Source organism: Shouchella rhizosphaerae (genome assembly GCF_900142675.1).
GTDB lineage: Bacteria > Bacillota > Bacilli > Bacillales > Bacillaceae_D > Shouchella > Shouchella rhizosphaerae.
This window is the reverse complement of sequence record NZ_FRBS01000002.1, coordinates 415,768-442,064: the sequence shown is the minus strand read 5'-3', so window position 1 is coordinate 442,064 and position 26,297 is coordinate 415,768. Positions and strand designations below refer to the sequence as shown.

The window sequence follows — 26,297 nt, the reverse complement described above, 5'->3', positions numbered from 1 at the left end:
CGTCTATTTTGCTAAACATTTCCTTCTTTTAGTCTAACGCACTTGCGTAGCCTTTTGAACAGTACGATACTCCTGAGCGCGCGCAAACCAATCGGCAAATAGAAACCATGCCTTTAGACCTATTATTTTGCTTATTCTTAGTATGTGTCTCATTTCTTCCTCACGTAAAATGATTACACTATTAACGTTATATAAGAAGGGGCTACTGTGAAATAGTCTGGCGTAGTTTTAGGACCGCCAAAAAACACCCTAAAGCAGCCGATTCGAGCTGTCTTTACGGTGTTTCTCTCTGCTTATAAAGCGGTATAGCCGCCGTCAATCGTTAGAATTGTACCTGTGACAAATTCATTTTCGGCAAGAAAAACCATCGCATGGGCAATGTCTTCCGGTTTTCCTAACCGCCCTATTGGATGTTTGGCGACAAGGCCATCATAAAAGTCGCCAAGCGCTTCCTTATTTACGGCGGCTGTCTCTACAAACCCAGGAGCTACGGCGTTGACGCGTATCTGTTTGTCTGCATATTCAACTGCCAACGATTTTGTCATTGTATTGACTGCCCCTTTTGCAGCGTTGTAAGGCAGCGCCTCGGGCTGAGCGACGGAGCCGAGTATGGACGACGTATTGATGATACAACCGCCGCCTGTTTTAATCATTTCTTTAATCGCGTGCTTCGATCCTAAAAAAACGCCGTCTTGGCATACTTTCACGATTTTTTCGTAATCCTCGTATGTTCTTTCATGGGACGGGCTCATTGTACCGAAACCGGCATTGTTTATAAGAATATCAACGCGCTCATAGGCCTTCACCGTTTCAGCGACCATATTTTGCACCGATTGTTCGTTTGATACATCGGTTTGCACAAACAGTACTTGCTTGCCTGCATCTGTTAATTCCTTAACAGCAGCCTCTCCCGTCTCCTTATTAAAATCAGCGATCACCACTTTTGCGCCTTTTGCCAAAAACGCATCGACCGCTGCCCGGCCAATGCCAGACGCACCTCCGGTAATAATCACGACCTTGTTGGTTAGTTCAACCATAAGCAACCTCCTGTTTGGATCAGTACTGTTATCCTTCCCAAAACAAATAAGGACGATGCGTCAATGGCTGACAGAAAATCTTCCAATCAAATCGCAAAATTCACAAAGATCTTCTTTTCATCTTTGCCAATACCGTTTATTATAAGAAAATAACTTAGTTGAACCAAGAAAGGAGCCGACCATCAAATAAGAATTCGATAAATTCATGGAATATTTAAATAACATCTCTTTATTTAAGGAGGACGTACAGTGGACGTGGTCTTAGAGTTTATTAATAATGTGCTGTGGAGCTCACCAGTCGTTTACACATTATTAGGTGTAGGATTGATTTTTTCATTACTAACAAGATTTTTGCAAGTCCGCCATCTAAAAGATATGTTTACCCTTATGTTCAGTGGCAAAAAATCAGATGCCGGCGTTTCCTCTTTCCAAGCGTTATCCGTTGCTTTGGCAGGCCGTGTCGGAACGGGGAACATTGCTGGCGTCGCTTCAGCGATTTATTTTGGCGGACCAGGGGCTGTATTTTGGATGTGGGCGATTGCCTTTCTGGGCGCTTCCAGCGCGTTTATTGAGTCGACGCTTGCACAAATTTATAAAGATAAACAAAATGGCCAATACCGAGGCGGGCCTGCTTACTATATTGAAAAAGGATTAGGCGTAAAATGGTTTGCGATTCTGTTTGCAGTCGCAGCCCTTGTAGCGATGTCTGTGCTTATGCCTGGCGTCCAGTCCAATTCGATTGCCGCTGCTGTCAATAATGCCTTTAGCATACCGACTTGGGCAACTGGGTTGTTTCTTGTATTGGTTTTAGGGCTGATTATTTTTGGCGGGATTAAATGGATCGCGAACACCGCCGCTTTTATCGTGCCATTTATGGCCATTGGCTATATGTTGATGGCGGCCATCATTATTTTTATGAACCTATCTGCTGTACCAGAAACGATTGCCTTAATCTTTCGCAGTGCGTTCGGAATGGACTCTCTCTTTGGCGGCTTGCTTGGCAGCGCTATTTCTTGGGGCGTCATGCGCGGCGTTTACTCCAATGAGGCTGGCCAAGGCACTGGCGCGCATCCCGCGGCAGCAGCCGAAGTATCACACCCAGCTAAGCAAGGGTTGGTGCAAGCGGCCTCTGTATACATTGACACTTTGCTTGTTTGTTCAGCAACTGCCTTTATGATCTTATTTACAGGGATGTACAATACACAAGGGCCTGAAGAAGGTACGCATGTGTTTGAAGCGATTCCTGGCGTTGAGGCTGGGCCTCAATTTACACAGGAAGCCATCAACCAGGTGTTCCCTGCTTTTGGAACGGGATTTGTCGCGATTGCACTCCTATTTTTCGCTTTTACAACGATTATGGCTTACTACTATATTGCCGAAACAAACATTGCCTATTTGATGCGCGGGCGCAATGCGGCCTGGCCAATGGTTGTCATTAAGTTGCTGTTGCTTGGAGCGACGTATTACGGCGCCAACCGAACAGCTGCAAATGCATGGCTCCTTGGCGACATTGGCCTCGGTTTAATGGTGTGGATCAACATCATTGCCATCGTCCTGCTCGCCAAGCCAGCAATGATCGCCTTAAAGGATTATGAAGCTCAGAAACAACAAGGGCTTGACCCTGTTTTCGATCCTAAAAAGTTGGGCATTCAACATGCGACATTCTGGGAAACGTACGAGAAAGGGCCAGACAAAAATGCTAGTTAAGTTCGCACGCTTTTAGTCAATCATTTCATGAAACAGCTAGCTTCAAATGCCTTGAAGCTAGCTGTTTTTGAGTGTGTCACCATTATTAAAAGGAAAAACGCCCCTAATGCTTCTATTGTGATTCATTGCCAGTTCAATTAGTGGACAATCCCTAAAATAAAGCCATCGTAGCCCTTTTCGCCTACTGTTTGGATCGCAGTCGCCTCAATCCGTTCCTCTTGCTCCAGTAATTCTACAAATGTGCGGATGCCTTGGACACGAGGATCCGTGCTGTGGCGGTTTAGTACCTCTCCGTCACGGATGACGTTGTCAGCGACAAGGACCGCGCCAGGAGAAGCCAGCTTCAACGCCCACTTTACGTAATGTGGATTGTTAGGCTTATCGGCATCGATAAAAATAAAATCAAACGATTGCTGCTGTTCGTGAAGAATAGGCAGGCTTTCAAGGGCGGGACCTATAATGATATCGACCTGATCGGCATAACCGGCAAAAGCAATGTTCTCCTTTGCACAAGCAGCATGTTTGGGTTCATATTCTAACGTCACGATTTTTCCCGTGTCTGACATCCCTTGTGCCAAGCAAATCGTGCTGTAGCCGCCGAGCGTACCAATTTCAAGAATGCGCTTGGCCCCTTTCATTCTTGCTAACAGCGTCAAAAGCTTCCCCTGTGTTGGCGAAACATCAATAGCTGGCAACCCCTTTTGGCGATTATTCGCTAAAGCAGCGTCCAGACCCTCATCCCCTATCCGCAAACGTTCCGTCATATACGAATCAACGAGCTGCCAAGTTTGCTTTTCCACATTCCCAACCCCTTTTCGTTATTTTGCTTACAATTCCAGTGTATACTCAACATAACAATAAAAATAATCGATCTTTTTTAGGAATCTATAACAATTATTTATATATCGGGGAGTGACGGAATGAATCTTCACGGACTTCGGTTGTTTTATACGGTGGTGCGCACGGGAAGCATCACCAAAGCAGCACAAGCTTTGCACATTAGCCAACCAGCTGTTTCGAGCCAACTAAAAGCGTTTGAAGCGGAATTAAACATACCTTTGCTACAAAAGGACGGCAGGGGGATTGTGCCTACGCCATTTGGAAAACAGCTTGCTGACAAAGCAGAAACGTTATTCTCGGTTGAAACCCATATTGAAGCATTTGCTCAACAATTTCGCGATGTAGGCGCGGGGCACATCCATGTCGCTGCCACATATCTTCCGGCAAACTTTTTATTGCCACAATTAGCAGGAGCATTCAAAGCCCAATATCCTACAATCGATTTGCAAATCGAAACGGTCAATTCTCAACAGGCATTTGAAAAACTGGCCCGTTACAAAGCCGATATAGCGATATATGCTGGCACCATCGACAAACGCGCGAAAGACTTTGTTTGGGATGAATGGCTAGAAGATGAGCTTTGGTTTGTCACTGCTCCCTCCCATCGATTGGCCAATGAACGAGTCTCGTTGGCGGAAGTAGTAATTGAACCATTTGTCATGCGCGAAGAAGGCAGCTCGACAAGGGCGCAATTATTTACGTTATGCCAGGCCAACCATCTAAAACCGCCAACGATTGCTTTGCAGTTCAGTGGATTGAACGAAGCCCTTTCTGCTGTGATGGCCGGTTTTGGCATCAATTTCGTTTCCTCTTTAGTAGCGAAGGAACATATAAAACGAGGCGATTTAGCGCGCGTCTATGTTGAACATGTCCCCATCGTCAACAGCATTGCCATCTGTACAAGAAAACAGGAGCAGCAAAACGAACTCGTCCAACGGTTTATTTCCCATTGCAAACGAACACGTTTCAAGCACGGCAAGTGATCTTGTCGATTAAACAAACGTTTAATTAACGCTTTTTTTCATCCTGTCAATAGGGATACACACTTGAAAATTAAGCAGTATTCCTGTATGCTTAGGTTAGTTAAGTATTTAAGTAATTTCTTAATTACTTAAATGTGCCGTGTTTGAAAGGAGGCCCCTGATGCACGAAGCATTTAAAGCGTTGGCCGATCCAACGAGGCGAAAAATCCTTGATTTGCTTAAAGAACAGGATTTAACTGCTGGCGAGATTGCCAACCATTTTCAAGTGTCAAAGCCAAGCATTTCCCAGCATTTAAAACTGTTAAAGGCTGCCCACCTTGTCCATGACGAGAAAAAAGGCCAGTTCGTCTATTACTCGCTCAACTTAACCGTATTTCAGGAGCTGCTTTCCTGGACAATGGGCTTTTTTGAAAAAGGGGGAAAACAACCATGAAAAAACATCTCTTTCCAATTGTTTCGATTATAATTTCTATCGCTGTATGGCTTTTTGCTTATAAACACTTGCCTGCAGAAATGCCCGTACATTGGGGAGTGAATGGAGAAGTGGACCGCTATGCTCCAACATTCTCTGCCTTCTTGCTTCTTAATGGAATCCTGATCGCCGTTTATGCGATGTTGCTATACTTGCCCCGCATAGACCCGAAGAAAGACAACTATAGAAAATTCACACGGCCCTATTCGATTATCGGCAACGTGCTCATCGCCCTTTTTCTCGCGATTAGCATTGTGACGGTCCTCTCAGGCATAGGTGCTCCCGTTTCAATCAATCGGGTCGTGCCAGTTGCAGTAGGCATCCTCTTTATCATTCTTGGAAACTACATGCAGACGATTAAGCCCAACTGGTTTATCGGCATAAAAACGCCGTGGACCATCAGCAATGACGAAGTTTGGCGAAAAACACACCGTCTTGGTGGGCGTTTGCTTATAGGCGGAGGCTTGCTTTTTATCATCGAACCGTTTTTGCCAAGAAACATTAGTGCGGTATTGTCCATCGGACTCATTGTTGTAATCGTAGTCGTGCCGATGGTTTATTCGTATATTCTTCATAAACGCATCGTCGGCCATTAGGCACTTGAAAGCAGTAGCCGATCTACTGACTCATGATTTTCGTTATGCTGCTATAGGAAAGAACATCCTTTGTCAGATGGGAAAATGTTTCGTCGTGAACGATCTGTTCGCAAATAGCAGCGAGCAATGTAGCTGTTGCCCGAAATGGGGCAGAGCCGCAACTTAGCCTCTCAATTCCTATTGTCGACAACTCCGTGAGGGCGGGCATTTCCGGGTCAACCAACAAATTGATCGGAATCGAAATGGCCGCCCTCATTTTTTGCATTTCTTCCCTGTCCGTAAGCCCAGGAATAAACAAACAATCTGCGCCTGCTTCTTGGTAAGCTATTGCACGCTTTTCAGCTTCTTGGAAACGGGATAAAGGATCGCCAATTTTTAGCCAATAGATGTCTGTACGGGCATTCACAAATAGGGGCGTATGGCTAGCTTTAATCGCTGCGATTTTTTCTGTTTGTTCGGAAATCGAGAAGACAGGTTTACTAGGGTTGCCTGTGCCATCTTCAATGTTAATGCCGACTGCCCCAGCCGCTACAACTTCTTTTACAGTTTGCACCACCTCGGCCACGGATCGCCCATATCCTGCTTCAATATCGGCACTAACGGGAACCGCTACTGAATGGGCGATATTCCTTACTACCTCAACCAATTTAGCGCGAGGCAGCTGTTGGCCATCTGGGTAACCTAAGGAAGCCGCAATGCCGGCACTTGTTGTTCCAATCGCTTGAAAACCGCCAGCTTCAAACATTTTTGCGCTCATTGCGTCCCATGCATTAGGGAGGACAAAGGTGGAAGATTGTTCGTGTAAACGTCGAAATGTTTTTGCCTTGATCGCATGTTGTTGTTTCATTGACAGATCCCCTTTTTCCATTTTAATGATCACCGCTATTGTATACGCTAGAGAATTCCATCAACATCGAAGTGTCGATGTCGCAAAATAAAACTTCCTTTAGTTTCCATAGGGGTAAAAATTTCATCATGTAGTAGATTTGACGTCGACCACAACGGCAAAGCCCGCTGTTGGAATGGACCAGCATCATGCTTACAGACATCTGCGTTCCTCACCCAACACTCTTGCTCCTTACACACCGATTTTGCTTCTCACTTTTTCACCAACTTGCAATCCCCCTTTTTTTCTAAACAGTTCCTTGCATAACTGTAAAACAAAAGTTGTTGACACACTGAGGTCCTTCCCCTAAACTTTATTTATTAAAATTATAAATCATATAAAATTAATAGGATTACTAAATGAATAGAGGAGTGAAGGAGATGGCTCTTGCCTTTGATCATGTGATTCACTATGTGGATGATGCACACACACTGAAAGATCGTTTTATTAATAAAGGCTTTCACACGGTTTATGGAGGTCGTCATGAAAAACGGGGCTCTTACAATACGTTGCTTCATTTCGGCATGGAGTATATTGAGTTTTTAAGCATTGATGATCGTGCCCTTTTTGACAAAGTAGGAGCACAGGATGTAGCCTACAGTCCTTTTTCCTCCATTGTTCGTGATGAATTTACTGAAGGTTTTGCGAAAATTTGTTTGCGCACTCGGGATTTAAATAAGCTCGCACAAACATTCAAGCAAAAAGGCTTAAACGTGAATGGTCCAGTGCCTCTTAGCCGAAAGCGTCCTGATGGCAAACTGTTGGAATGGTCGCTATTATTCGTCGGTGAAGAAGGATCCGAATTACCCCTCCCCTTCTTTATTGACTGGCACGAAACCGACCAAGAGCGATTAAACGAATTAAAGGAAGCTCAAGTCGTTGCCCCTCATTCTGCTGGCCAATGGAAAATCGACAGCTTCCTTATGGCTGTCCACGATGCAAAGCAAACGGCTTTTAAATGGGCTGAGTGGTTCGACTTAGAACACAAAGGCTCGATTTACGATCCACGCCTAAACGCCGACATCTACACATTGCAGCTTCCTGGAGGGAACTTGAAATTTGCCCAACCAAAAGGGCAAGGGCCGGTGAATGAGTTTTTAGAGCAACGTGGCGAACGGCCGTTTCAGCTTATGTTAACAGGCTCTGGCCAAACGGAACTGTTTACGATTCATGGGGGGCATTATGTTTTCAACGGAGGAGAGACACATGCGTAAATCAACAATACTAACTCTAGCTTTTGTTTTACTAGGCGGCGGAATCTTGACCGCGTGCGGAAGCCAGTCGTCGTCCCCATCCGAAGCAAACGCTGCACAAACGATCCGCATCGGCTTCCAAACTGGGAATACGCTAAATGTGCTGAAAGAAAGTGGCTATTTGGAAGAGCGGATTGAAGAGGAAGGACTGGATGTATCGGTTGAATGGATTGAATTCGACCAAGGAACCGCTGTCATGGAGGCGTTGTCAACCAACAACATTGATTATGGAAACGCGGCTGATGGCCCTGGCATTTTTGCACAAGCACAAGGTCGCGACATCGTTTATGTCGGCGCTAGCCTTCCTCATGAACAAGGCGTCGGCATCATGGTAAAGTCTGATTCTGGCATTGAAACAGTGGCGGATTTAAAAGGCAAAAGCATTGCGGCAATGAAAGGAGGCAACCACCATTATTTGGCGATTCTTGCCCTTGAAGCTGAGGGGCTAAGCGCCGATGATGTGGATTTTCGTTATATGGGCGATGCCTCACAAGGCCGTTCTGCGCTTGAGACTGGGGAGGTCGATGCACTGGCCTCGTGGGATCCATTTTTCGCCGGAGTCGAACATACCCTTGACGTAAAAACACTCGATCACAACGTCGAAGGGTACCCGAATCGGACATTCTATTTTTCCACGCCGCAATTTGCCGAGGAATCGCCAGAACTGATTCAAATTTTGCTAGAAGAAACGAACCGCTCCGATCAATGGGCCAATGAAAATCCAGATGAAGTCGCCGAATTGCTCTCCAATATGATTGGAATTGAGAAAGAGATCCTGGACACTGTCGTGAATCGCCGTGACTATGGCGTTGAAAATATCAACGAAGACATCATCGCTGCCCAGCAAAAACAGGCAGATGATTATTACCGTATTGGCCTCATTGAAAACGAAGTCGACGTTTCCGAAATCATGCCTGTTGATGCAGCATGGGCAACAGACAACATTGAATAACAAGTAGGTGCCAACATGACGAATACATTTCAAAAACAAATCCTTCCTTGGATGCTGCCGTTGTTGTTCCTTGTTATCTGGCAAATCATATCGATGCTTGAAATTGTCTCCCCTAGTTTGTTTCCGGCGCCGACATCAGTGCTCGAGTCCTTCTATGAGCTGGTCGTTTCAGGCACGCTTTTAGAACATGTTCAAATCAGTTTATATCGGGCGTTCATCGGCTTACTCATTGGCGGCGCAATCGGGCTCCTGCTTGGCATTTTGAACGGCTGGTCAACGTGGTCCTTTTACACGGTTGATACGTTTGTACAAATGATCCGCAACATTCCTCACCTCGCCTTGCTGCCTCTTGTGATTGTCTGGCTCGGGATCGGGGAAGCGTCGAAAATTTTTCTTGTTGCCCTTGGTGTCATGTTCCCGATCTACATTAATACATTGCATGGCATCCGCAGCGTCAATCGAGGCTATATTGAAATGGGGAAAATGTATGGCCTAAAAGGCTGGGGGCTTTTCCGCCATGTCTACCTCCCTGGGGCGTTGCCTTCCATTTTTGTCGGCATTCGCTATGCCCTCGGAGTGATGTGGTTGACATTAATTGTTGCTGAGACCATTGCCACAAGCGACGGCATCGGCTATTTGGCCATGAATGCACGGCAGTTTATGCAAACCGAGGTTATTATCGTTACCATTATCATCTACGCCCTTTTTGGCAAGCTGGCGGACATTATCGCCCAATTCGGGGAGAAAAAAGCGCTTCGCTGGCATCCGAATTATCGGAAATAGGAGAGAACGATTATGGCTATAGCAAAACAAACGACAAAGCGCGGCGTTGAAATCCGCATCGCACAATTGCAAAAAACGTTTGGTGATCAAAATGTGATAAAGGATATTACACTTACGATTGAAGCAGGGCAATTTGTCGCGATTGTCGGCAAAAGCGGAAGTGGAAAAAGCACGTTGCTCCGTCTCGTTGCTGGTTTAGAACAACCAAGCAGCGGCGCCCTTTTATTCAATGGGGCAACATTAAAAAAGTCACAGGCAAGCATCACCATGATGTATCAAGACTCACGCTTGCTGCCCTGGAAAAAAGTGATCGATAACGTCGGGCTTGGCCTTAAAGGGAATTGGCAGCAAAAAGGCGAGAGCGTCCTCCATGCCGTTGGTTTATCAGCTTTTTCCAATGAATGGCCGAGCACGCTTTCAGGCGGGCAGCAACAGCGCGTCGCCCTAGCACGCGCCCTGATCAGGGAGCCTGATTTGCTCATGCTCGATGAACCACTCAGTGCCCTTGACGCGCTGACTCGATCAGAGATGCAAGACTTAATCGAAACGATTTGGCAAGAAAACCAGTTTACCGCCTTACTTGTCACCCATGATGTACGCGAAGCCGTTAAACTTGCCGATCGCATTATATTAATTGAAGAAGGCGTCATTGCCCTTGATGTCGAAAATCCTTTGAGCAGGCCAAGAGATGTGACCAATAAACAATTAATTGAACTTGAAAAGCAAGTAACTTCGCGGATTTTGGAAAAGGAGTAATCCAAGAGGAGGCGTTCTAGATCACTAGACACCTCCTCTTTTTTAGTTTTTGCAAGACGTTTTGTCTATAAAGAGATAGGAACATCTCCTCCGCGACAGTAGCAACTTCCGTGATTCTCCGTTGTATTGGAAGAGAAATGTTAAATGCGTAATTCTAAATTTGGAGTTTTAAAGGACGACGGGAGAAGCTTATCTACGACCAACCCTTTGGCGCTGTTCTGCTTGTTGTCTCCGTCTTCCTTACCCTTCCCTTCGAGACCGTTCCAGTAAATCGGCTCCATCCATTCTTCCGATATTTTTAACTAATATACAAAAACCACACTTTGACATCGTCTAAAGCATGGTCATTTTTTAAAACTAATATAATCTGCTAAGTTGATTTAGCTTATCCGTTTATTGAATTCATTAACTGAAAGAAGTATTCAGCTCTATGAGTTTTATTTAGGTTATACCATGAATGCAATGTATCTGGCGCAAATACATCTAATTTTTCCAGTACTTCCATCGTAAATTCCAGAGGGGCTACTCCTGATGCAGTAACCAAATTCCCATCAGATACTGCAGGTCTCATTTCATAAAATTTTTCTCCTTTATAACTAGGACAAACCATTTTAAGATACTCTAAATCATTGCTTGTATGCTTTCTTGAATCTAGGTACCCAAAATTCGCTAGTCCCTCAGTTGCACCACAAATGGCAGCAACAATAGTCCCAAGCTTTAAAGCATCGCCAGTTTTTTTCAAGATCGGTTGATGACTATCTTCTCCCCAAGTATTCCCTCCAGGTAAAACTAAAAGATCTTTGCTTTCAAGAATACACTCATTTACGGAAATATCTGGTTTTATGTTCAACCCTCCCATCGTAGTAATGATTTCATTATTAGCGCCTACTGTAATTACTTTGAAAGGTGCTAAATCCCTTTTGAAATATCTTCCTGAGTTTAGTTCCGCCATTAAATATCCATATTCCCAGTCTGACATTGTATCAAATACATAAAGATAAACTTTTGCTCGCATCCAATACCACTCCCATCACAATTGATATCGCTATTATAAGATAACTTCCCTGACAGCTAACGTCAGGGAAGTTATCATTTTTGATGAAATTCTATTAGATCTGTTAGAACTTCAATAAGTCTTTTCTTAAAACTTATTGGCTCAACAATTTGAATTGATTTGCCATACGACAAAAGTAAATAAGGTACATATGAATACATCATCTCTTTTTCAAGAAGAAATACGGCTTGATTGGAAGTCCGCTTTTGTAAATAATGCCCTAAAAACCAATGTTGGCACATATCATCCAACGTCCTTGTATTTCCATTAATAACTAACGACATCATCTTCTCTTTATCTTCTATAGTTGGAAGGAGGTTTTTCATAAAAAAGTCACGTGCTGAAAAATTTTCGGGCCGGTTAAATTTATTTTCTGTCACCATTAGACTTTCCATTCGATCTACTCTAAAGCTACGGATGTCCTTCCTAAGATGGCAAAATCCAATCACATACCACTTATTATTCCAATATATAATCCTGTACGGATCAACCAATCTATACGTTGATTGCTCTTCGCCTTTTTTATAGTATAAAATTTTTACAGAGTATCCGTTAGCTACGGCCTGCTCCAATTCCTTTAAGAAAGCTTCCATAGAGAGGGAACTTAATTGCCTTATTACTTCAAGGCTGGTTAAATGTTGGTTTATCTTTGTTTCCTGCTCTTGCGTTGAATAGTTGCTTAGCTTTAAAGTAGCCCTATTTAGTGCTTCACCTCCATAATATCCGGCTTCTTCTGCAAAAACAGCAGCGTGAAATAGGGAGGTTTGCTCCTCAAAATCAAAAAAAAGTGGGGCTTCAATAAACTTATTCAATAACGTGTACCCACCGTAATGCCCTGTGTCTGAAATGATAGGCACCCCACTTGTGGAAAGTGTATCCATATAGCGATACACCGTTCTTATATTCATCTCTAACTTTTCCGAAATTTGTGTTGCAGTCACTTTTTCACCTGAACTAAGCATCCATAGAATTGCTAGCATGTTGTCCATTTTTGGCATACAACTCCACCTCTACATGGAATTTATTTCTATTGCATAGGTTTAACTGCGATATTCTACAATCGGCCCGTTAATGGACTATTGTTATGTTCTTTTTACCATAAAATCAACCCCTACCGGTGAGTAGGGGTTTTCAACCTTAAAAACATATCGTGGCGAAACACCAACTGATAAGGCAACTTCGCCGCTTGTCAATCCTGTACTTGTTCTTATATTATACAATTAAAAGCCACTTTAGAAACATTTTACGCTAATGACCGACTAACGGTGGGAAATTAGGCCTGCAAACGGTCTAAAACGCCTTTAACAAGCTTGGTAAAAGCGGCATTTGCCTTGCCAGCGACTTCGATCACATCATCATGGCTCAACGGTTCTTCTAAAATGCCACACGCCATGTTTGTTAAACAGGAAATTCCTAGCACTTCCATGCCAGCATGTGCCGCAACAGTCGCTTCGGGAACGGTAGACATGCCGACCGCGTCACCGCCTAGAATGCGAATCATCCGCACTTCTGCAGGCGTTTCGTAGGCAGGGCCGCTCCACCAGCTATAAACACCCTCTTGAAGGGTTGTGCCTTGTTCAGCTGCCACGGTTTTGGCGATTTGCCGCAAACGGGAACTGTAGACTTCCGAAAGATCAGGAAACCTTGGTCCAAGCGCATCTTCATTTTCGCCAATGAGCGCATTGGTGCCAACTAGGTTTAAGTGGTCGCGAATAAGCATCAACTCCCCTGGCGAAAAGTCGGTATTGACAGCACCGCAAGAATTGGTAATCAACAGCGTGTTCACGCCAAGTGCTTTCATGACACGTACTGGAAAAGTGACTTGCTGCAAATCATACCCTTCGTAAAAATGGTAGCGCCCTTTCATCGCCACAACCGTCTGGCCTTTTAAAGTGCCCATCACCAATTGGTTCGCATGGCCGATGGCCGAAGAGGTGGCAAAGTGGGGAATCTCTTCGTAGGCAATCGAAACCTTGTTTTCAATTTCGTCTGCTACATTTCCAAGCCCCGAACCGAGAATGATTCCGACATTCGGCGATAAGCTGCTTTTGCTTTGAATATATTCAGCTGCTTCCTTAATTTGTTCTAATAATGCCATTATGGTTCCTCCCATGATTGATAAATTTGTTACGGCTGCCATGGCCTACACTATGTATAACATAATCGATCAGCGAACAAGATGGAAGCATCATTTCCCGTTCAAAAATGAAGCTCATATAAAAAGAAGCCCGTCTAGGCTTCCAAGACGGGAGAAAAACGCTCCGTACGTGTATCATTTGTTCTTGATAGATGAATAGTAGAAAAGCTTACTTTAGCTTTTTTGTCCAATACATTAACAGCTCATCATCGACGACCGTATGACTGCCAGCGTCGATTGGCTCACCCCCAGCACAAATGCCATGACCGTCTGGAATGTAACCAAGCCGGGCATAGAGCCGTTGAGCGCTTCCGTAATCTTTATACAAGCCAACGCCAAGGCCAACCGTTTGATAGCCTAAATCACGGCTAAGCTGTTCGAGTGCGTGAATAAGGGCTTGGCCGACACCCCGGCGCCGATATGGCGGAAAAACAACAAGATCATTTACTTCAGGAATGCGCTGATTACGGAATTGGGCATACGGCGATTTTTTCAAGAGATGGCCGCACCCGGCCAGCGTTCCTTGATAAAAAGCAAGAACAGTGACGCGATCGCCATTGTAGTTTTCATCAAGGCATGTCCGAAAATAGCCTTCTCTCCTCATGATCCCGTTCGCCGCAAACTGCTCTTGCGCTTCTTGTGCCAACGCCTCGTTTGTTAGGTGCTTAATCGTAATCTCCATAGCTCTGTCCCTCCATGCGCTAAAAATTCACGCATACTCTTTTCTTGCATGAACCCTCTTCTATTTAGTTTAAGCGGTTTCACAGTTTTATATACATGGATGCCCCTTGGCAGCTCTTGTTAAACGAGACTGACATATTTATAACGGGACGCACCCTTTTGGCAAGGCTGATCCAGCCAGAAAACAGTCCACCATTTCATTAAAAAGAGCTGGTTTCGCCAAAGAAAGGCCATGCCCTACACCTGGTACTTCAATACCGATACAATGCTTGTTGCTTTTCAGAATTTGCTGGGCTGATTTGGCGATGACGGCTTTTTCTTTTCCGCCAATCGCAATAAGCACGTTCGATTCCACGTCCTTGAAAGAAGAAGGCAACTGGTAGGTCACGCTCTCTTCTATTATGTTCGCAAGCGTACCTGCTTTCATTTGGCAGCTTTCCTCATAGTAGCGTTCAAAATGTTTCTCCCTTATATAAAGTGCTTTTGCTTGGAGTTTTGAAAAATATTTGTTTTTTACGAGTGGAGAGGTTATGTGAATGGCAGGGCGAATCCATCTTTTCAATGTTGGAGACGGCCGAACATTCGCACTGTTTATCATTGCAGCCTGTACTAAATCTGGACGGCTGCTTAACACTTCAAGGCCAATTTGCGCCCCTAAAGATAAACCGACCAGCACCGTCTCCTTGCCTGGGGCATACGTTTCAATTAATTCAATTAGCTGTTTAGCGCAACTTTTGATCGAAAAGGGCAAATGGGCGCTCTTTCCATGGCCAGGCAAGTCGACAACGACACAATGATAGTGGGAAAAATAGTCGATTTGTTCCTCCCACATCCATCCTGCTAATCCGCCGCCATGCAAAAACAACATCATTGGCGCTTGCTTGTCACCAAATTCCTCAATAAATAAATTCATCTATTGCCCTCCTTGTTACTATTATACTGTATACCGTTTCCATTAGGACAGGAAAATCATGAATCGAATGGGACCGAGGCTCTAGAGAATAGGAGGGTTTATAGATAATCGTATCGGGTGTTTCCTGTTGGAGCTACGGGAAACGCTGAAAAAGCCTTCTTTTAGGTTATTTTGGAATTGTATCTGGTTGCCTTCAATCATATAATGGACATACATTTTACGAATAGTAAATCGAGGTGGGCTGTTTGAAACAAGTTTTAGTTATGGGCGGGACAGAATTTGTAGGGAAAGCCTTTCTTCAGCAACTGATCAACCTCGGTTATTCAGTTGATTTTTTGACGACAGGAAGAAGAAGATCAACGATTTCAGGTTATACAACCCATATAAAATGCAATAGAAAAAAACGATCGGATTTGACAGCAGCACTTAAACACAAACAATACCATTACATTGTCGATATCTCCGCATACGATAAAGAGGATGTAGACAATTTATACACATTGCGGATGTGCTTAGGACGATTCTCGCTACATTCGAGAATCGTCATGCAGTTTGTCAAAGTTACAACCTCGCCCACCGAGAAACCATCACTTGGAAGTCTCTGATGAGTACATTCAAGAAAATAACGAATAGCCCTTCAAAAATAATAGAGGTAGAGCAAAAATTTTTAACAGAGAATGAGATTGGTTCAAAGCAATTTTTCCCTTTTCGTGACGTTTCTTATCTTATGGATACTACTAAATTAACAAATGATGGCCTGCCAACACCCGCTATCAACCTTGAAAAAGGGCTTGAAAGAAGTTATAAGTGGTTTAAACAACAAAGGGATTTCGTCCCTCCTCGTCATTCAATGAATAAAGTCGATTTTATTTTAAATGCTTATACGCAATAACGAGGGGTCATTCGGGATTCCTTGTAATACAGAAAAAAGCAGAGAATGTTCGTGTATTGGAACGTATTTTTAAAGGAGTTATCATATGGACGTATCTATCTTTTCTCTATTTGTTATCATCATCGTTGTTTTCCTCATAGTGTTCATAAGCAAGCAGAAAAAAAGCTCAAATAAAGTAGATATGGTGATTGTACTCATTGCAGGAGCAGGCATCCTTTTAGTAAGCCAGGATTACTATTATCTTCTAATCATTATTTGGATAGCTGTTTTTATATATTTCGCTATAAAATACTTTATAAAAAAACAATAAGCTGGGCAACGGAAATAGGAAATGCCTAAAAACAAGGAACGCTAGTCCGTTCTAAGAATTTAACGTAATATCCGAAAAACCCTTTCAGGCGAAAGGGTTTTTCGCTGTCCTTGCCGGTTTTAACAAGCAGCACGATTTCAACTTATAGCACCTACATGGTATGGCTAAAGCGCATCAAGTAATTCGTCCGTTCTAATGGGTTCAACTGCCTCCGTTCCTTTGTGGGAGCCTTTCCTGCCACCCGTTCGTACCCGCCTGGCTTAGAGATTAAGATTCCTTCTCCGCCGGAAAGGGCGTGTATCGATGATTTTAAACGGGTTGCCGTTCGTACAGGAATGGTCCCTTTTATGAGGACGCCGGCTTGGTGGAAGGCTGGCTCTAACACGTTTCCTCCTAGCTGGACGATTCGTGATAGGAGAGTGCTTAAAAAACGCTCTGGCACAATCACTTCGATTCTCTCTAACGGTTCATAGACGGATGTGCCTGCTTGCCGGAGCGCCTCCATTAAGACCAATGGCGCCAGGCCGCGGAAATCCCTTGCTGTCGAAACAGGACTCCAATAACCTGTATGGGTGAGCGTTACGATGATATCCTCTACCGCCCAGCCTTTTAACCCTTCTTGCAATACAACTCGGCATGTGTCACGGACTGCTCGCTGAAAAGCAGGTGGCAGCGAACCAAGCTCTGCTTCGAGTTGATAAGAGAGCCCGCTCCCTTCTGGCCCAGGCTCGACTCGAAAGCCTAGAGTGGCGTAAAAAGGATTGCCTTTTTCACCAATCCATTCGACAGCAGCCCCAACGCCTGAAGGTTTTTCAATACAAACGACAAGGGGCTCGCTCATGGAAACGGAAAGGCCCTGTTCATTTTTAAGCGCCGACAAAAGCACTTCCTGCTGGACGTGGCCAAATATGCGGATAAAGTGGTCGCCTGTAGCCGCGTCTTGTGTATATTGCAAAAACGGGTCTTCTGCTGCTAGACGGGCTAATGTCCGATGAAGGGCGATTGCCTCCTCTTTGCGGTCAGTGTGCACTTGTACTTGAAGCGGCGGTTTTTTAAACGCAAATCGTTTCATTTGGGGCACACGCTTACCGAGGATATCGCCGACTTGTAGAGACTTCTCACGCAACACAGCAACGTCGCCAGCACTGACGGCAGAAGCGCCAGTCCGCCCGCCATTCTCTAACTGTTGTAAATGCTTGACTTTTACCGAAAAGGATGGGTGGTCAGCACGGATGACTGAAACCATTTTTCTAGCGACTAGCCTTCCTTCGTAAAGGCGGACAAGCGCTTCCCGTTCGCCGTTAGGCAACTCGGTCACTTTAAACACAATGCCAGAAAGATCCCGCTCCGACGCTTCCTCTGTTGTGTGGCTAAACCAATGGGAAAGCGAGTGAAGCAAGGCGGAAACGCCAACTCCTTTTGCTGCTGAACCAATAAAAAGGGGATAAGCCACTGCTTTTTTGGTTTGTTGCGACAGCTCTTTCCGCAATTCCATTTCACTTACAGGTTCATTTTCAACATAAGCGGCCAACAACTCGTCGTTGTGAAGCGCGAGAACGTCTAGCCAGCCAGCTGTTTGCGGACAAGTGGCTTTAATGGAATAAGCCGTGTCGCCCTGTGTTTGTTCGCACATCGGGCAAATGTGGTCGTCAAGCAACCACTTGATTTGTTTAATGACACGTTTATAGTCGGCGCCAACACGGTCAATTTTATTTATAAAAAATACAGTCGGGATACGGTACGCTTTTAGCGACTGCATCAAGACACGCGTTTGTGCTTGGACGCCTTCGACAGCGGATACAATTAAAATGGCGCCATCCAAAATCGTTAGCGCGTGCTCGACTTCAGATATAAAGTCAGCATGGCCTGGCGTATCAATAATATTCACCTTTACATCGTTCCAGAAAAAAGAGACGGCTGCTGCTTTGACTGTAATGCCTCGTTCTCTTTCAATCGCAAGTGTATCGGTGGTTGTGTTGCCCTTATCGACTGAACCGGCTTCCTTGATGACGCCAGCTTGGTATAACATTTGCTCGGTTAACGTCGTCTTGCCGGCATCAACATGGGCCAACACCCCAATGTTGATTGTTTTCATAATAGTTGTAACAGCTCCTATTCATTTGTTTCTTTCCTTTCCATTGGTTTTTCATGTTCATTTTGCGCATACTTAAACGCCTCCTGTTATTAGAATAGTCCGATTATAACATAGCATGTGGATCTTGAAATACCGAAAGCCCCTTACTGCGGGAAAGTGGCAGTAAAGAGCTTTCGTTTAGTTGGCCCGCGATTGCGCATACAACCACTCGATTACCCGTTTGTCTTCGTATACCGGCCCCCAAGCTGAATGAGGGGAACGCAGCTCTCCTGTTTTAAATTCGGTGTAACGAATATGGCCCCCTACCTTTTCGAGCGCCTCCACCATTAAGCGAGACCCTGACACATCAATAATTTTGTCATCCTCGCCATGGAATGCCCAAATGGGAACATCTTTTATCGCCTCTGCCCTTTCAGGGTGGCCGTATCCACAAATGGCAATCGCTCCGGCAAATAAGTCAGGGTTGGTTTCAATGAAATTCCACGTTCCAATCCCTCCCATGGACATGCCATGGATATATATACGGTCAGGATCAATTGGATAGCGCTCTTTCATCAACTCGACTAACTCAAGCACCATGCTATACGTTGGTTCTGTTGTCCACCCTTCAAGCAAAGGTACGGAAGGGTCATAAGGGGCTTGTGGCGCTACCACAAACGACGGATGTTGTTCTTGCACATCTGGGCGGGCAAAGGCGACTCCCCCTTCGCTGCCAAGCAAGTGGATCTGGTTGTCGTTGCCTCGCTCGCCGCCGCCATGAAGAAAAAGCACGAGCGGATAGCGTTCTCCCTCTTCTTGATTCGGCTCATATAACCGGTACGGCAACGTTGCTCCCGCTTGATTTTGGTAAGATTCATAAGAAAAAGACTCAACTACAGGCGAGCGTTCGCCAGTTGAGACGACTTCGTCGCTCGTTGGCGGCAACTGCTGCCCGTCGCTGGTGGTGATCGCTTCAACCTGCTGAATCCGATACATTGGCGTAGGGCGACTGCTTTGATACTTGCTGCCATTCCAACTAAGCGTGCCTCCATGTAAGTCGTTTCCACTAAATTCAATAATGACATAATGCCCTTCACTTACAGGATTGCCAAGTTCAGGCGCTTGGCCGACGTAAACATGTTCGACGTTTCTTGAAATATGATGGCCGCCTTTAATTGCTTGTACCGAATAGCTTGTTTCAGATAAGTTAGTCGACGTAATCGGCACCGTGTATTCAATCGCTGCTCCAACGACTTGCTCACCTGTTGACGTTACTTCCGTCAGTAAATCGACTCCGGCAATGGAAGACTCGCTTTCGTTCATCTTATTTATAAGAAAAAGCACAGCAACCACAGCACTTGCCGCAACAATCACGATGACCAACTTCCCTTTTTTAACGTGCATGGGGCTTGCCCTCCTTTTCCTTCAGTTTCCCCTATTCGTAATCGCAAAACCACCGCTGAATCACTCGTCTTTTTGTCCTTATTCGATAAGATGTGTTCGGAGTCGTTTGCGTTTGCGCTTATGATTTCATAAAACACGCCCAAAAGGCAAATACAAATCGCGACAAAGTCGTATGTGATTTCGTAGGGAGGTGCGATCGCATCTTGATGCAAAAGCTTTCCGAATCGTTTTCACCACAATCTTATTCGTATACATATCTCCTTTATTTGTTGGGCATTCTATCGTGGAAAATGAAACACGTTAGAGACAAACAGCTTAGAAAGGAGAGAAAACAGTGGGTATTTTAAGTGGAAATCCTAAAGAAGAACCTATGCATTACGGTGAAGTATACAGCGCCTGGGGCTTTGTATTAGCAGGCAACAAAATGATTGCCGAATACGGGGTGTTATTAAACCATGTCGGCGACGACGATTTAAAGAAACTGCTTCATACATGCATGGAGCAAAGCAAAGAGGAAGTTAAACAAGTTTCTGAACTGTTGAAGGAAAATGGCGTGGCCCTCCCTCCAGCAGCACCAAAACCGCCAAAAGCAAACCTTGATGACATTCCACCAGGCGCCCGTTTTATGGACGCTGATATAGCAGCCTCTGCTTCTGCTACGACTGCAGCGGGACTCGTGGCATGCAGTAAAATCATGGGCCAGTCTATTCGTGAAGACATCGCCGCCATGTTTGGCCAATTTCATGCTTCAAAAGCGACATTAGCAGGAAAGTTTTTGCAACTGCTAAAAGAAAAAGGCTGGTTAGTCCCTCCTCCTCTTCACCAACCACCAGCTGATGAGGACGTGTAATAGAATAACTTTTAGGTATACGAAGGAGGAATCACCATGAAACATGTAAAAGCATTAGCCGTTAAAGGCATCATGACACTCGTGCTCCTTTACTTATTCCTAGGTTTTGGTTTTGGGCTGTCCTTTGGGAATGTCTTTATAATCACAGTCATTCTTGTGGGGATTGCCTATTTAGGCGACATTCTCATCTTGCCTAAAATCACGAACATAATGGCCACTGTCGCTGATTCGGTCATTGCCTTTTTCATTGTGTGGTGGCTAGGAATGGCACTTACCCCGATTGCACCGAAAACGATGGCAGGGGCTGCCGCCATTTCAGCCATTGCGATTGCCGTCGGCGAATACTTCTTCCATATTTACTTGGCCAAATTAGGCATTGGTTCAGACCGATTGAGCACGTCCTCTTCATAAAAGCACAAGCCCCCAAGGGAGTTGTCTATTTAGGCAACTCCTAAGGTTGTCGACAAAGTCGATAACCGCCCGCTCAGACTGATAGAAAACGCTTGTCAGACGAGGAGTGCAGGCGAGGGAAGATGCGAATAGAACCTGGGTTCATGAGCATATGACCGAGGCAAACGACGAAGTATGCGAGCGTTTGTCTACAGTCTGAGGAGTTGTCTATTTAGGCAACTCCTTTATAGTTTGGCATTTCCCCATCGGGTAAAACCGCACATCTTGCTTTCTGGCATAATGGAAAAGCGGCTCTTGCACTGGCAAATCGATGTTGGCAGCGAGCGCTACCTCGTTCGCCTTCACATTGGCAGCCGTTTTTTGCAATTGCCATGGCTCATGGTCGATATCTTGATAATACAGATGCTTCGAGGATGAGGTGTAAAGCCTGTACCTTTCCACGAGCCAATGCGCCAATGAGCCAGGAGCGGCGGGCTTTGGCTGCGAAATCGGAAAATACGACGCTGTGCATTCAGCCTGGCTTTCCGTGTTTCTGCGGCTCCAAAACTGGATCGACTCCTGTTGTTCTGTGAACGTCATCGTTGCGTGAACATAAGGCAAGTGAAAAAACGTGCGTGCCATCTGTACAGCAAGAAAGTGGCTTGCGTCTAGGCTGAAAAAATAAATGCCTGGTCTTCTATCGTGTATAACATATGTGCGAACGTTTAATTCGGGGAATGCTTTCGCCCCTGGAAAGGGAGGCAAAAACCGAGGGCGTAATGTGCTCAAATAAAAAGGCAACACACTGACCCAGGCAGTGCCTTGATACAAATCCAAGCTAAGCCCTGCAGGAAGCAGCGGCGTTAGTTGCGTTTTCGATACTTGCCAATGAGCAAACAGGACATGCTCCCACGTTTGCGCCATGATCCATTGCTTTTTAACAAAACAATGCAGCCTGTCCGCTATGTTGTTCATGGCCCAATCTCCTTTGTACAGCTGAATGCCTGAAGTATTCAGGGCTGTGTCTCCTTCTGCCCCTCCTCTATGTAGTTTGGCCCCTTTCTAACGTTCACATCAAAAAAAATTCACTTACAAGGATTTCAATAACAAAACCCCTTCAGTGAATACCCTTGTAGCAAAAGCATGAAACACTCAGAAGATGGATGCTCATCTACTTGAACACCTTCACCTTCAAAAACTTCCATTATGTATGAACCCCAAATAAACGATTGGCCCAAGAGAGCAAAAAAAGGTCCTGGCCCGGATAGCCAATGGCCGAAAGCCCAATAGGCAGCCCTTCAACTGAAGCAAACGGAATGGTGATTTGCGGACAGCCTGCAAGTCCAGCGATAGACGTTAACTTCATCGTCTTGGCCCGAATCGCTTCTAGTTCTTGCCCAGACCCGCCTCTTTTCGGGGCTGGACCAGCGGCAGTCGGCAACAGCACAATATCGTTTGGCGCAAAGTCAGCTGCAAAGGCGCGCTTCATTGCAGTTTGCTTGTCCTTGTAGAGCGGCAGTTCCTGTTGTTGAAGGGTGCTGGCCCATTGGAATCGGGCGCCAATATCAGCTGCAAAGGCAGGTTTGGCTGCTTGTACCCATTCGCCGTGTTGCCGCCAAATTTCCCGTGCTTGAAGGTGGCGGAACGTTTCAAACCCTTCGTCGATCCTGTCGGATGTCCACCGGGAAATCGGTTTAGCGCCGAGGCGATCCGCCGCCTGCAAGACAAGTGCTTGAACGTTAGGCTCTGCGATGCCCACAAGCGCCTCATCAATCAAAAGTTGCTCGCCCGCTTCTTCTTCCACTGTCTGATCGCCAAGCAAGACAGTCCCTATATCCTTTAGCAATTCGACATCACGGGCCATCCAACCGACCGTATCGAAGCTTTCTGCAAGTGGAATCACCCCGCTTATGTCGACAGCGCCATGGCTTGGGCGAAAGCCATAAATGCCGCAATAGGATGACGGTATGCGGATCGATCCACCTGTGTCTGTCCCAATCGCAAAATCGGTCAGTTCAGCAGCTACCGCTACGGCTGAGCCGCTTGAAGAGCCGCCTGGTACGCGGTCGGCGCCGTACGGGTTTACAGGCGTCCCATAATGGACGTTTTCGCCATTCAAACTGTACATGAGCTCATCGGTGACAGCCATGCCGCGCAAATCAGCACCTGCTGCCAAAAGTTTGGCGATGCTCGGGCTGTCTGCGTCTGCTGGTTGCGCTGTCTTAAGCCAATCAGGATTGCCAGCACTGTTTGTGTAACCTTTCACAGCAAACACGTCTTTCACAGCAAATGTCTTTCCTGCAAGGATGCCAGCTTTCGCTCCTTCTCGCTTCATGTCTTTGTCTATAAACGCGTGCCAATTCATCTCCATCCCCCCTGTTTAATGAATGTGGAGCAGCTCGCCGCTCGGTTTTCCAATGATGCCTTTTTCCTCTGTATAAATCGTTTGCCCACGAAGAAGCACGCACGTCACTTTGCAGCCAATTGTCCGGCCAACATACGGGCTATGCTTATTTTTATAGTAAAGCTGCTCTTTTGTGAGCGTGTAGCTTTGCCGATCATCCACAAACGCAAAATCAGCGTCTTTCCCAATGGCAATTTCCCCTTTTTCTCGCAAGTTCATCCGTTTAGCCGGATTGGTCGCAATGAGACGAGCCAGTTGCTCAGGTGGCATGCCGCGCCGCTTGACTGCCGCATCAAACATGATATCGATGTTGTTTTGGCAGCCAGAGATGCCGCCCCAAGCTGTCAGGAAATCGCCGTCTTTCAAGTCAGGCGTACACGGCGAGTGGTCAGAAGCAAGCCAGTCGATTTTGCCCTCTAGCAAACAAGCCCACAATTTCGCCTGTTCTTGTTTCGGGCGAAGTGGCGGTTGGCATTTTGCTAGTGGGCCAAGCTCCGCTAACTCCTCAGCAGACAGTAAGAAATAATGGGGACATGATTCTACTGTAACATCGACGCCTTCCTCTTTGGCCCGCTCAATTGCTTCAATTGCTGCGGCGGAACTGATGTGGACAAAGTGGATTCGGCAACCCGTTTCCCGCGCCGCGGCAAGCGTGTCGCACACCGCTTTTACTTCTGCTTCAACCGGCCGCGAAGCGACATAAGCGTCAGCGCCAACTGGGCTAAGGAGTTTTGCCTCAAGCTGACTGATCATGCTTGGATCTTCAGCATGGACACAAAGGAGCTGCCCTTTTTCTGCTAATAAGCGCATGCCTGCGCGAAGGCCATTCAAATCGACATTGCGAAAGTCCCCTGGAATATCCGATCCACATGGAGAGAGAAAACACTTAAAGGCGACAACGCCGCTGGCGGACAAGTCTGCCAACTCGTGGAGATTGGTTGGCACAAGCCCGCCATAAAAACTGTAGTCTACGTAGTTTTGCCCTTTGGCCGCCTCAAGCTTTCGTTGCAAATTGGCGCGGTTGGTTGTGGCTGGCAGAGCGTTCAATGGCATTTCTACATAAGTCGTTGTACCGCCAGCAGCTAATGAACGGCTGCCTGTAAAAAATCCTTCCCACTCGGTTCTTCCTGGTTCAGAAAAATGGACATGCGTATCAACAGCTCCTGGAAAAACATATTGCCCGTTTGCGTTCATTATACAACGCGCTTCTTTTTTATCAATTGGACCGATTCGGGCAATTTTGCCAGCTTGAATGCCGACATCGGTCTCCTCTACTCCCGATGGTAACACAACTCGTCCCCCAGTAATGCACAAATCGAGCATTTGCCGTTCTCCTCTCGTTTGCTTAGCCTGTCCAGCCAACCGACTGTGCATAAATTAAAAATGCCATGCCGACGGCCATGTAAATTAAAAACAGTGGTAAAAAGAATCGGACCCATTTGTTCCAACTAACGCCAGCAACAACAAGGGCTGCCATAAAGTAACCGGAAGTCGGAAACAGCACGTGGGCAAAGCCATCGCCAAATTGGAAAGCGAGAATCGCCGTTTGCCGAGTGACGCCCAAAATATCAGACAAAGGCGCCATGATTGGCATTGTTACTAACGCCTGCCCGCTCCCTGAAGGAATAAAGAAATTGATCAACAGTTGGACAACCATCATGCCAATGGCACTTAGTGTGCTTGGAAGCTGGCCAACGGCGATGCCGAGCCCATAAACAATCGAATCCATAATTTGCCCGTCTTCTAAAACGATCGCAACGGACCGGGCAATGCCAATAATGATCGCCCCCATCAACACTTCGCGAAACCCTTCCGTAAAGGCTTCACAAATCTTTGTGAGCGAAAGCCCGGCAATCAGGCCTACAACAATGCCCATGAAAATAAACAACCCAGACATTTCAAGCATAAACCAGCCAAGCTGTGTCACCCCGTAAATAAGGATCGCAAAGAAAACTGGCAACGTCGCAATCGCCGCCATTTGCCGGCTGTGGATCGGCTTCATTGGTTGATTAAGCGCGTCTTTGTACATGAGCCGTTTCGGTTTGTCTTCTGTATAAGTCAAGCTCTCTTTGGGACGAGTCTTTACTTTTGCCGCATACCGCATAATATACAAACTGCCGATGGCGACAATGACCACAAATACAAGCAAGCGCAAACCAAAGCCTGAATACGTATCAAGGCCGGCAATTTGTTGAGAAATTCCTACTGTCCCAGGATTCATGATTCCAGCCGTAAATCCAAGAGCTGTAGAAACAAGGGCAATCGCCGTCGCGGTCATCGAATCATAACCAAGCGAAATAAAGAGCGGAATTAATACAGGAATGTAAACAAGCGATAGTTCTGGCGTGCCAATCGTCGTCGCCACTGCCGCAAACAAAGTGAGCAGCACAGGCACCATCAACACACTATTATGTTTAAATTTGCGGGCAAGCCTGTCGACGCCAATCTCAATGATTTCTGTCCGGCGCAGCACCATAAACATGCCACCGATGATAAAGGTAAAAAAGATAATCTCGCTTGCATCAGACATCCCTCTAGGAATAGCAAGCATAAAGTCCATAAAGGATAAAGGCGACCCGTCTATTTGCGTAAAGCTGTCAGGGTCAATCGTCTCCCGCCCATTTGGACCAGGTATCCGCTCAAATGAACCAGCCGGAATGACATACGTTAGAAGCGCGGACATGCCGCTAATCAAAAACAACAACACATAAATATGGGGCATCCGTCCCCTCGATTTCTGCGGTTCTGGCTGTGGCATCGGTTCCGGCGTAACTGACTGTGGGATATGCTTTTCCATCGCTCTCTCCTTTACTCAAATGTTGTTCCACATTGTAGCGCAACAAATCAGAAAAATCTTTGTGCAAAACAGCTAAACAATGTGCGTTTTGTTGGAACAATTAGATAAACAATAATAGGGAAAAGC

General features: G+C 45.8%; 26 protein-coding genes. 12 read left to right on the top strand and 14 right to left on the bottom strand.

The genetic code is table 11. From position 1 onward, the window contains the following. Positions 1–293 precede the first annotated feature (293 nt). On the bottom strand, positions 294–1,037 hold the full coding sequence (locus tag BUC05_RS08200; RefSeq protein WP_035206217.1) for an SDR family NAD(P)-dependent oxidoreductase: 744 nt from the start codon (positions 1,035–1,037) through the stop codon (positions 294–296). Between the two features lie 249 nt (positions 1,038–1,286). Here BUC05_RS08200 and BUC05_RS08195 point away from each other — a divergent pair, with 249 nt between their 5' ends. Beyond that, entirely contained in the window at positions 1,287–2,744 is a 1,458-nt protein-coding gene (locus BUC05_RS08195; protein WP_011248546.1) for an alanine/glycine:cation symporter family protein, read from the top strand. A gap of 137 nt (positions 2,745–2,881) precedes the next feature. On the opposite strand, the gene BUC05_RS08190 is transcribed toward BUC05_RS08195, so the two are convergent. Beyond that, the gene (locus tag BUC05_RS08190; RefSeq protein WP_011248547.1) at positions 2,882–3,544 is read right to left on the bottom strand and encodes an O-methyltransferase; all 663 of its coding nucleotides are present in this window, start codon (positions 3,542–3,544) and stop codon (positions 2,882–2,884) included. Positions 3,545–3,664: 120 nt separating this feature from the next. On the opposite strand from BUC05_RS08190, the gene BUC05_RS08185 reads away from it, so the two are divergent. The 3 genes from BUC05_RS08185 (at position 3,665) to BUC05_RS08175 (ending at position 5,635) form a co-directional block, all read left to right on the top strand. Then, positions 3,665–4,567 (top strand): LysR family transcriptional regulator, encoded by a 903-nt coding sequence (locus BUC05_RS08185; RefSeq protein ID WP_073304537.1) that lies wholly within the window; start codon positions 3,665–3,667, stop codon positions 4,565–4,567. A 160-nt stretch (positions 4,568–4,727) separates the two neighbouring features. Beyond that, positions 4,728–5,000, top strand: a complete 273-nt coding sequence (locus tag BUC05_RS08180; RefSeq protein WP_011248549.1) for an autorepressor SdpR family transcription factor — start codon at positions 4,728–4,730, stop codon at positions 4,998–5,000. Further along, entirely contained in the window at positions 4,997–5,635 is a 639-nt protein-coding gene (locus BUC05_RS08175) for an SdpI family protein (RefSeq protein ID WP_011248550.1), read from the top strand. Before BUC05_RS08180 ends, BUC05_RS08175 begins: the two co-directional genes overlap by 4 nt. Positions 5,636–5,657: 22 nt before the next feature. Here the strand turns inward: BUC05_RS08175 and BUC05_RS08170 are convergent, their stop codons facing one another. Beyond that, a complete protein-coding gene (locus BUC05_RS08170; RefSeq protein ID WP_244153293.1) occupies positions 5,658–6,482 on the bottom strand; it encodes an isocitrate lyase/PEP mutase family protein in 825 nt (274 codons plus the stop codon). Between the two features lie 419 nt (positions 6,483–6,901). Here BUC05_RS08170 and BUC05_RS08165 point away from each other — a divergent pair, with 419 nt between their 5' ends. Genes BUC05_RS08165 through BUC05_RS08150 form a run of 4 tightly spaced genes read left to right on the top strand, consistent with a single transcriptional unit; the run spans position 6,902 to position 10,265 of the window. Further along, complete coding sequence (locus tag BUC05_RS08165) at positions 6,902–7,735, top strand: VOC family protein (protein ID WP_051881292.1); 834 nt, start codon at positions 6,902–6,904, stop codon at positions 7,733–7,735. Continuing rightward, entirely contained in the window at positions 7,728–8,726 is a 999-nt protein-coding gene (locus tag BUC05_RS08160) for an aliphatic sulfonate ABC transporter substrate-binding protein (RefSeq protein WP_035206214.1), read from the top strand. The genes BUC05_RS08165 and BUC05_RS08160 overlap by 8 nt, the downstream gene beginning before the upstream one ends. Before the next feature lie 15 nt (positions 8,727–8,741). Then, positions 8,742–9,509, top strand: coding sequence for an ABC transporter permease subunit (locus BUC05_RS08155; RefSeq protein ID WP_011248554.1), 768 nt, complete (start codon positions 8,742–8,744; stop codon positions 9,507–9,509). Positions 9,510–9,521: 12 nt separating this feature from the next. Next, positions 9,522–10,265 carry an ATP-binding cassette domain-containing protein gene (locus tag BUC05_RS08150; protein WP_035206213.1) on the top strand — a complete coding sequence of 248 codons (744 nt, stop codon included), beginning with the start codon at positions 9,522–9,524 and terminating at the stop codon, positions 10,263–10,265. A gap of 385 nt (positions 10,266–10,650) precedes the next feature. Here the strand turns inward: BUC05_RS08150 and BUC05_RS08145 are convergent, their stop codons facing one another. The 5 genes from BUC05_RS08145 to BUC05_RS08125 form a co-directional block, all read right to left on the bottom strand. Then, positions 10,651–11,280: a type 1 glutamine amidotransferase family protein gene (locus BUC05_RS08145; RefSeq protein ID WP_073304535.1), complete on the bottom strand. Its 630-nt coding sequence runs from the start codon at positions 11,278–11,280 to the stop codon at positions 10,651–10,653. Between the two features lie 74 nt (positions 11,281–11,354). After that, complete coding sequence (locus BUC05_RS08140; RefSeq protein ID WP_035206211.1) at positions 11,355–12,317, bottom strand: helix-turn-helix transcriptional regulator; 963 nt, start codon at positions 12,315–12,317, stop codon at positions 11,355–11,357. Between the two features lie 275 nt (positions 12,318–12,592). After that, positions 12,593–13,417 carry a purine-nucleoside phosphorylase gene (locus tag BUC05_RS08135; protein WP_011248558.1) on the bottom strand — a complete coding sequence of 275 codons (825 nt, stop codon included), beginning with the start codon at positions 13,415–13,417 and terminating at the stop codon, positions 12,593–12,595. Positions 13,418–13,625: 208 nt separating this feature from the next. Next, entirely contained in the window at positions 13,626–14,138 is a 513-nt protein-coding gene (locus BUC05_RS08130; RefSeq protein WP_035206209.1) for a GNAT family N-acetyltransferase, read from the bottom strand. Between the two features lie 138 nt (positions 14,139–14,276). Beyond that, complete coding sequence (locus BUC05_RS08125) at positions 14,277–15,050, bottom strand: alpha/beta fold hydrolase (RefSeq protein ID WP_073304533.1); 774 nt, start codon at positions 15,048–15,050, stop codon at positions 14,277–14,279. A 245-nt stretch (positions 15,051–15,295) separates the two neighbouring features. Between BUC05_RS08125 and BUC05_RS08120 the strand changes: the two genes are divergently transcribed. Both BUC05_RS08120 and BUC05_RS08115 read left to right on the top strand, forming a co-directional pair. Next, a complete protein-coding gene (locus BUC05_RS08120; RefSeq protein WP_063609627.1) occupies positions 15,296–15,655 on the top strand; it encodes an NAD-dependent epimerase/dehydratase family protein in 360 nt (119 codons plus the stop codon). Next, positions 15,655–15,942, top strand: a complete 288-nt coding sequence (locus BUC05_RS08115) for a hypothetical protein (protein ID WP_073304531.1) — start codon at positions 15,655–15,657, stop codon at positions 15,940–15,942. The genes BUC05_RS08120 and BUC05_RS08115 overlap by 1 nt, the downstream gene beginning before the upstream one ends. A gap of 461 nt (positions 15,943–16,403) precedes the next feature. On the opposite strand, the gene BUC05_RS08105 is transcribed toward BUC05_RS08115, so the two are convergent. Both BUC05_RS08105 and BUC05_RS08100 read right to left on the bottom strand, forming a co-directional pair. Beyond that, entirely contained in the window at positions 16,404–18,347 is a 1,944-nt protein-coding gene (locus tag BUC05_RS08105) for an elongation factor G (RefSeq protein ID WP_073304529.1), read from the bottom strand. 177 nt (positions 18,348–18,524) lie between these two features. After that, the gene (locus BUC05_RS08100) at positions 18,525–19,730 is read right to left on the bottom strand and encodes a prolyl oligopeptidase family serine peptidase (RefSeq protein WP_011248563.1); all 1,206 of its coding nucleotides are present in this window, start codon (positions 19,728–19,730) and stop codon (positions 18,525–18,527) included. 334 nt (positions 19,731–20,064) lie between these two features. Between BUC05_RS08100 and BUC05_RS08095 the strand changes: the two genes are divergently transcribed. Further along, positions 20,065–20,580 (top strand): DUF3231 family protein, encoded by a 516-nt coding sequence (locus BUC05_RS08095; RefSeq protein WP_073304527.1) that lies wholly within the window; start codon positions 20,065–20,067, stop codon positions 20,578–20,580. A gap of 36 nt (positions 20,581–20,616) precedes the next feature. After that, positions 20,617–20,991: a DUF2512 family protein gene (locus tag BUC05_RS08090; RefSeq protein WP_035206198.1), complete on the top strand. Its 375-nt coding sequence runs from the start codon at positions 20,617–20,619 to the stop codon at positions 20,989–20,991. A gap of 207 nt (positions 20,992–21,198) precedes the next feature. Here the strand turns inward: BUC05_RS08090 and BUC05_RS08085 are convergent, their stop codons facing one another. The 4 genes from BUC05_RS08085 to BUC05_RS08070 form a co-directional block, all read right to left on the bottom strand. After that, positions 21,199–21,945, bottom strand: a complete 747-nt coding sequence (locus tag BUC05_RS08085) for a YqjF family protein (protein WP_051881290.1) — start codon at positions 21,943–21,945, stop codon at positions 21,199–21,201. Positions 21,946–22,174: 229 nt separating this feature from the next. Next, positions 22,175–23,335, bottom strand: a complete 1,161-nt coding sequence (locus tag BUC05_RS08080) for an amidase (RefSeq protein WP_306204681.1) — start codon at positions 23,333–23,335, stop codon at positions 22,175–22,177. Between the two features lie 15 nt (positions 23,336–23,350). Continuing rightward, positions 23,351–24,697, bottom strand: a complete 1,347-nt coding sequence (allB, locus tag BUC05_RS08075; RefSeq protein ID WP_073304525.1) for an allantoinase AllB — start codon at positions 24,695–24,697, stop codon at positions 23,351–23,353. Positions 24,698–24,719: 22 nt separating this feature from the next. Beyond that, positions 24,720–26,171 (bottom strand): YfcC family protein, encoded by a 1,452-nt coding sequence (locus BUC05_RS08070; protein WP_084140038.1) that lies wholly within the window; start codon positions 26,169–26,171, stop codon positions 24,720–24,722. Positions 26,172–26,297 lie beyond the last annotated feature (126 nt).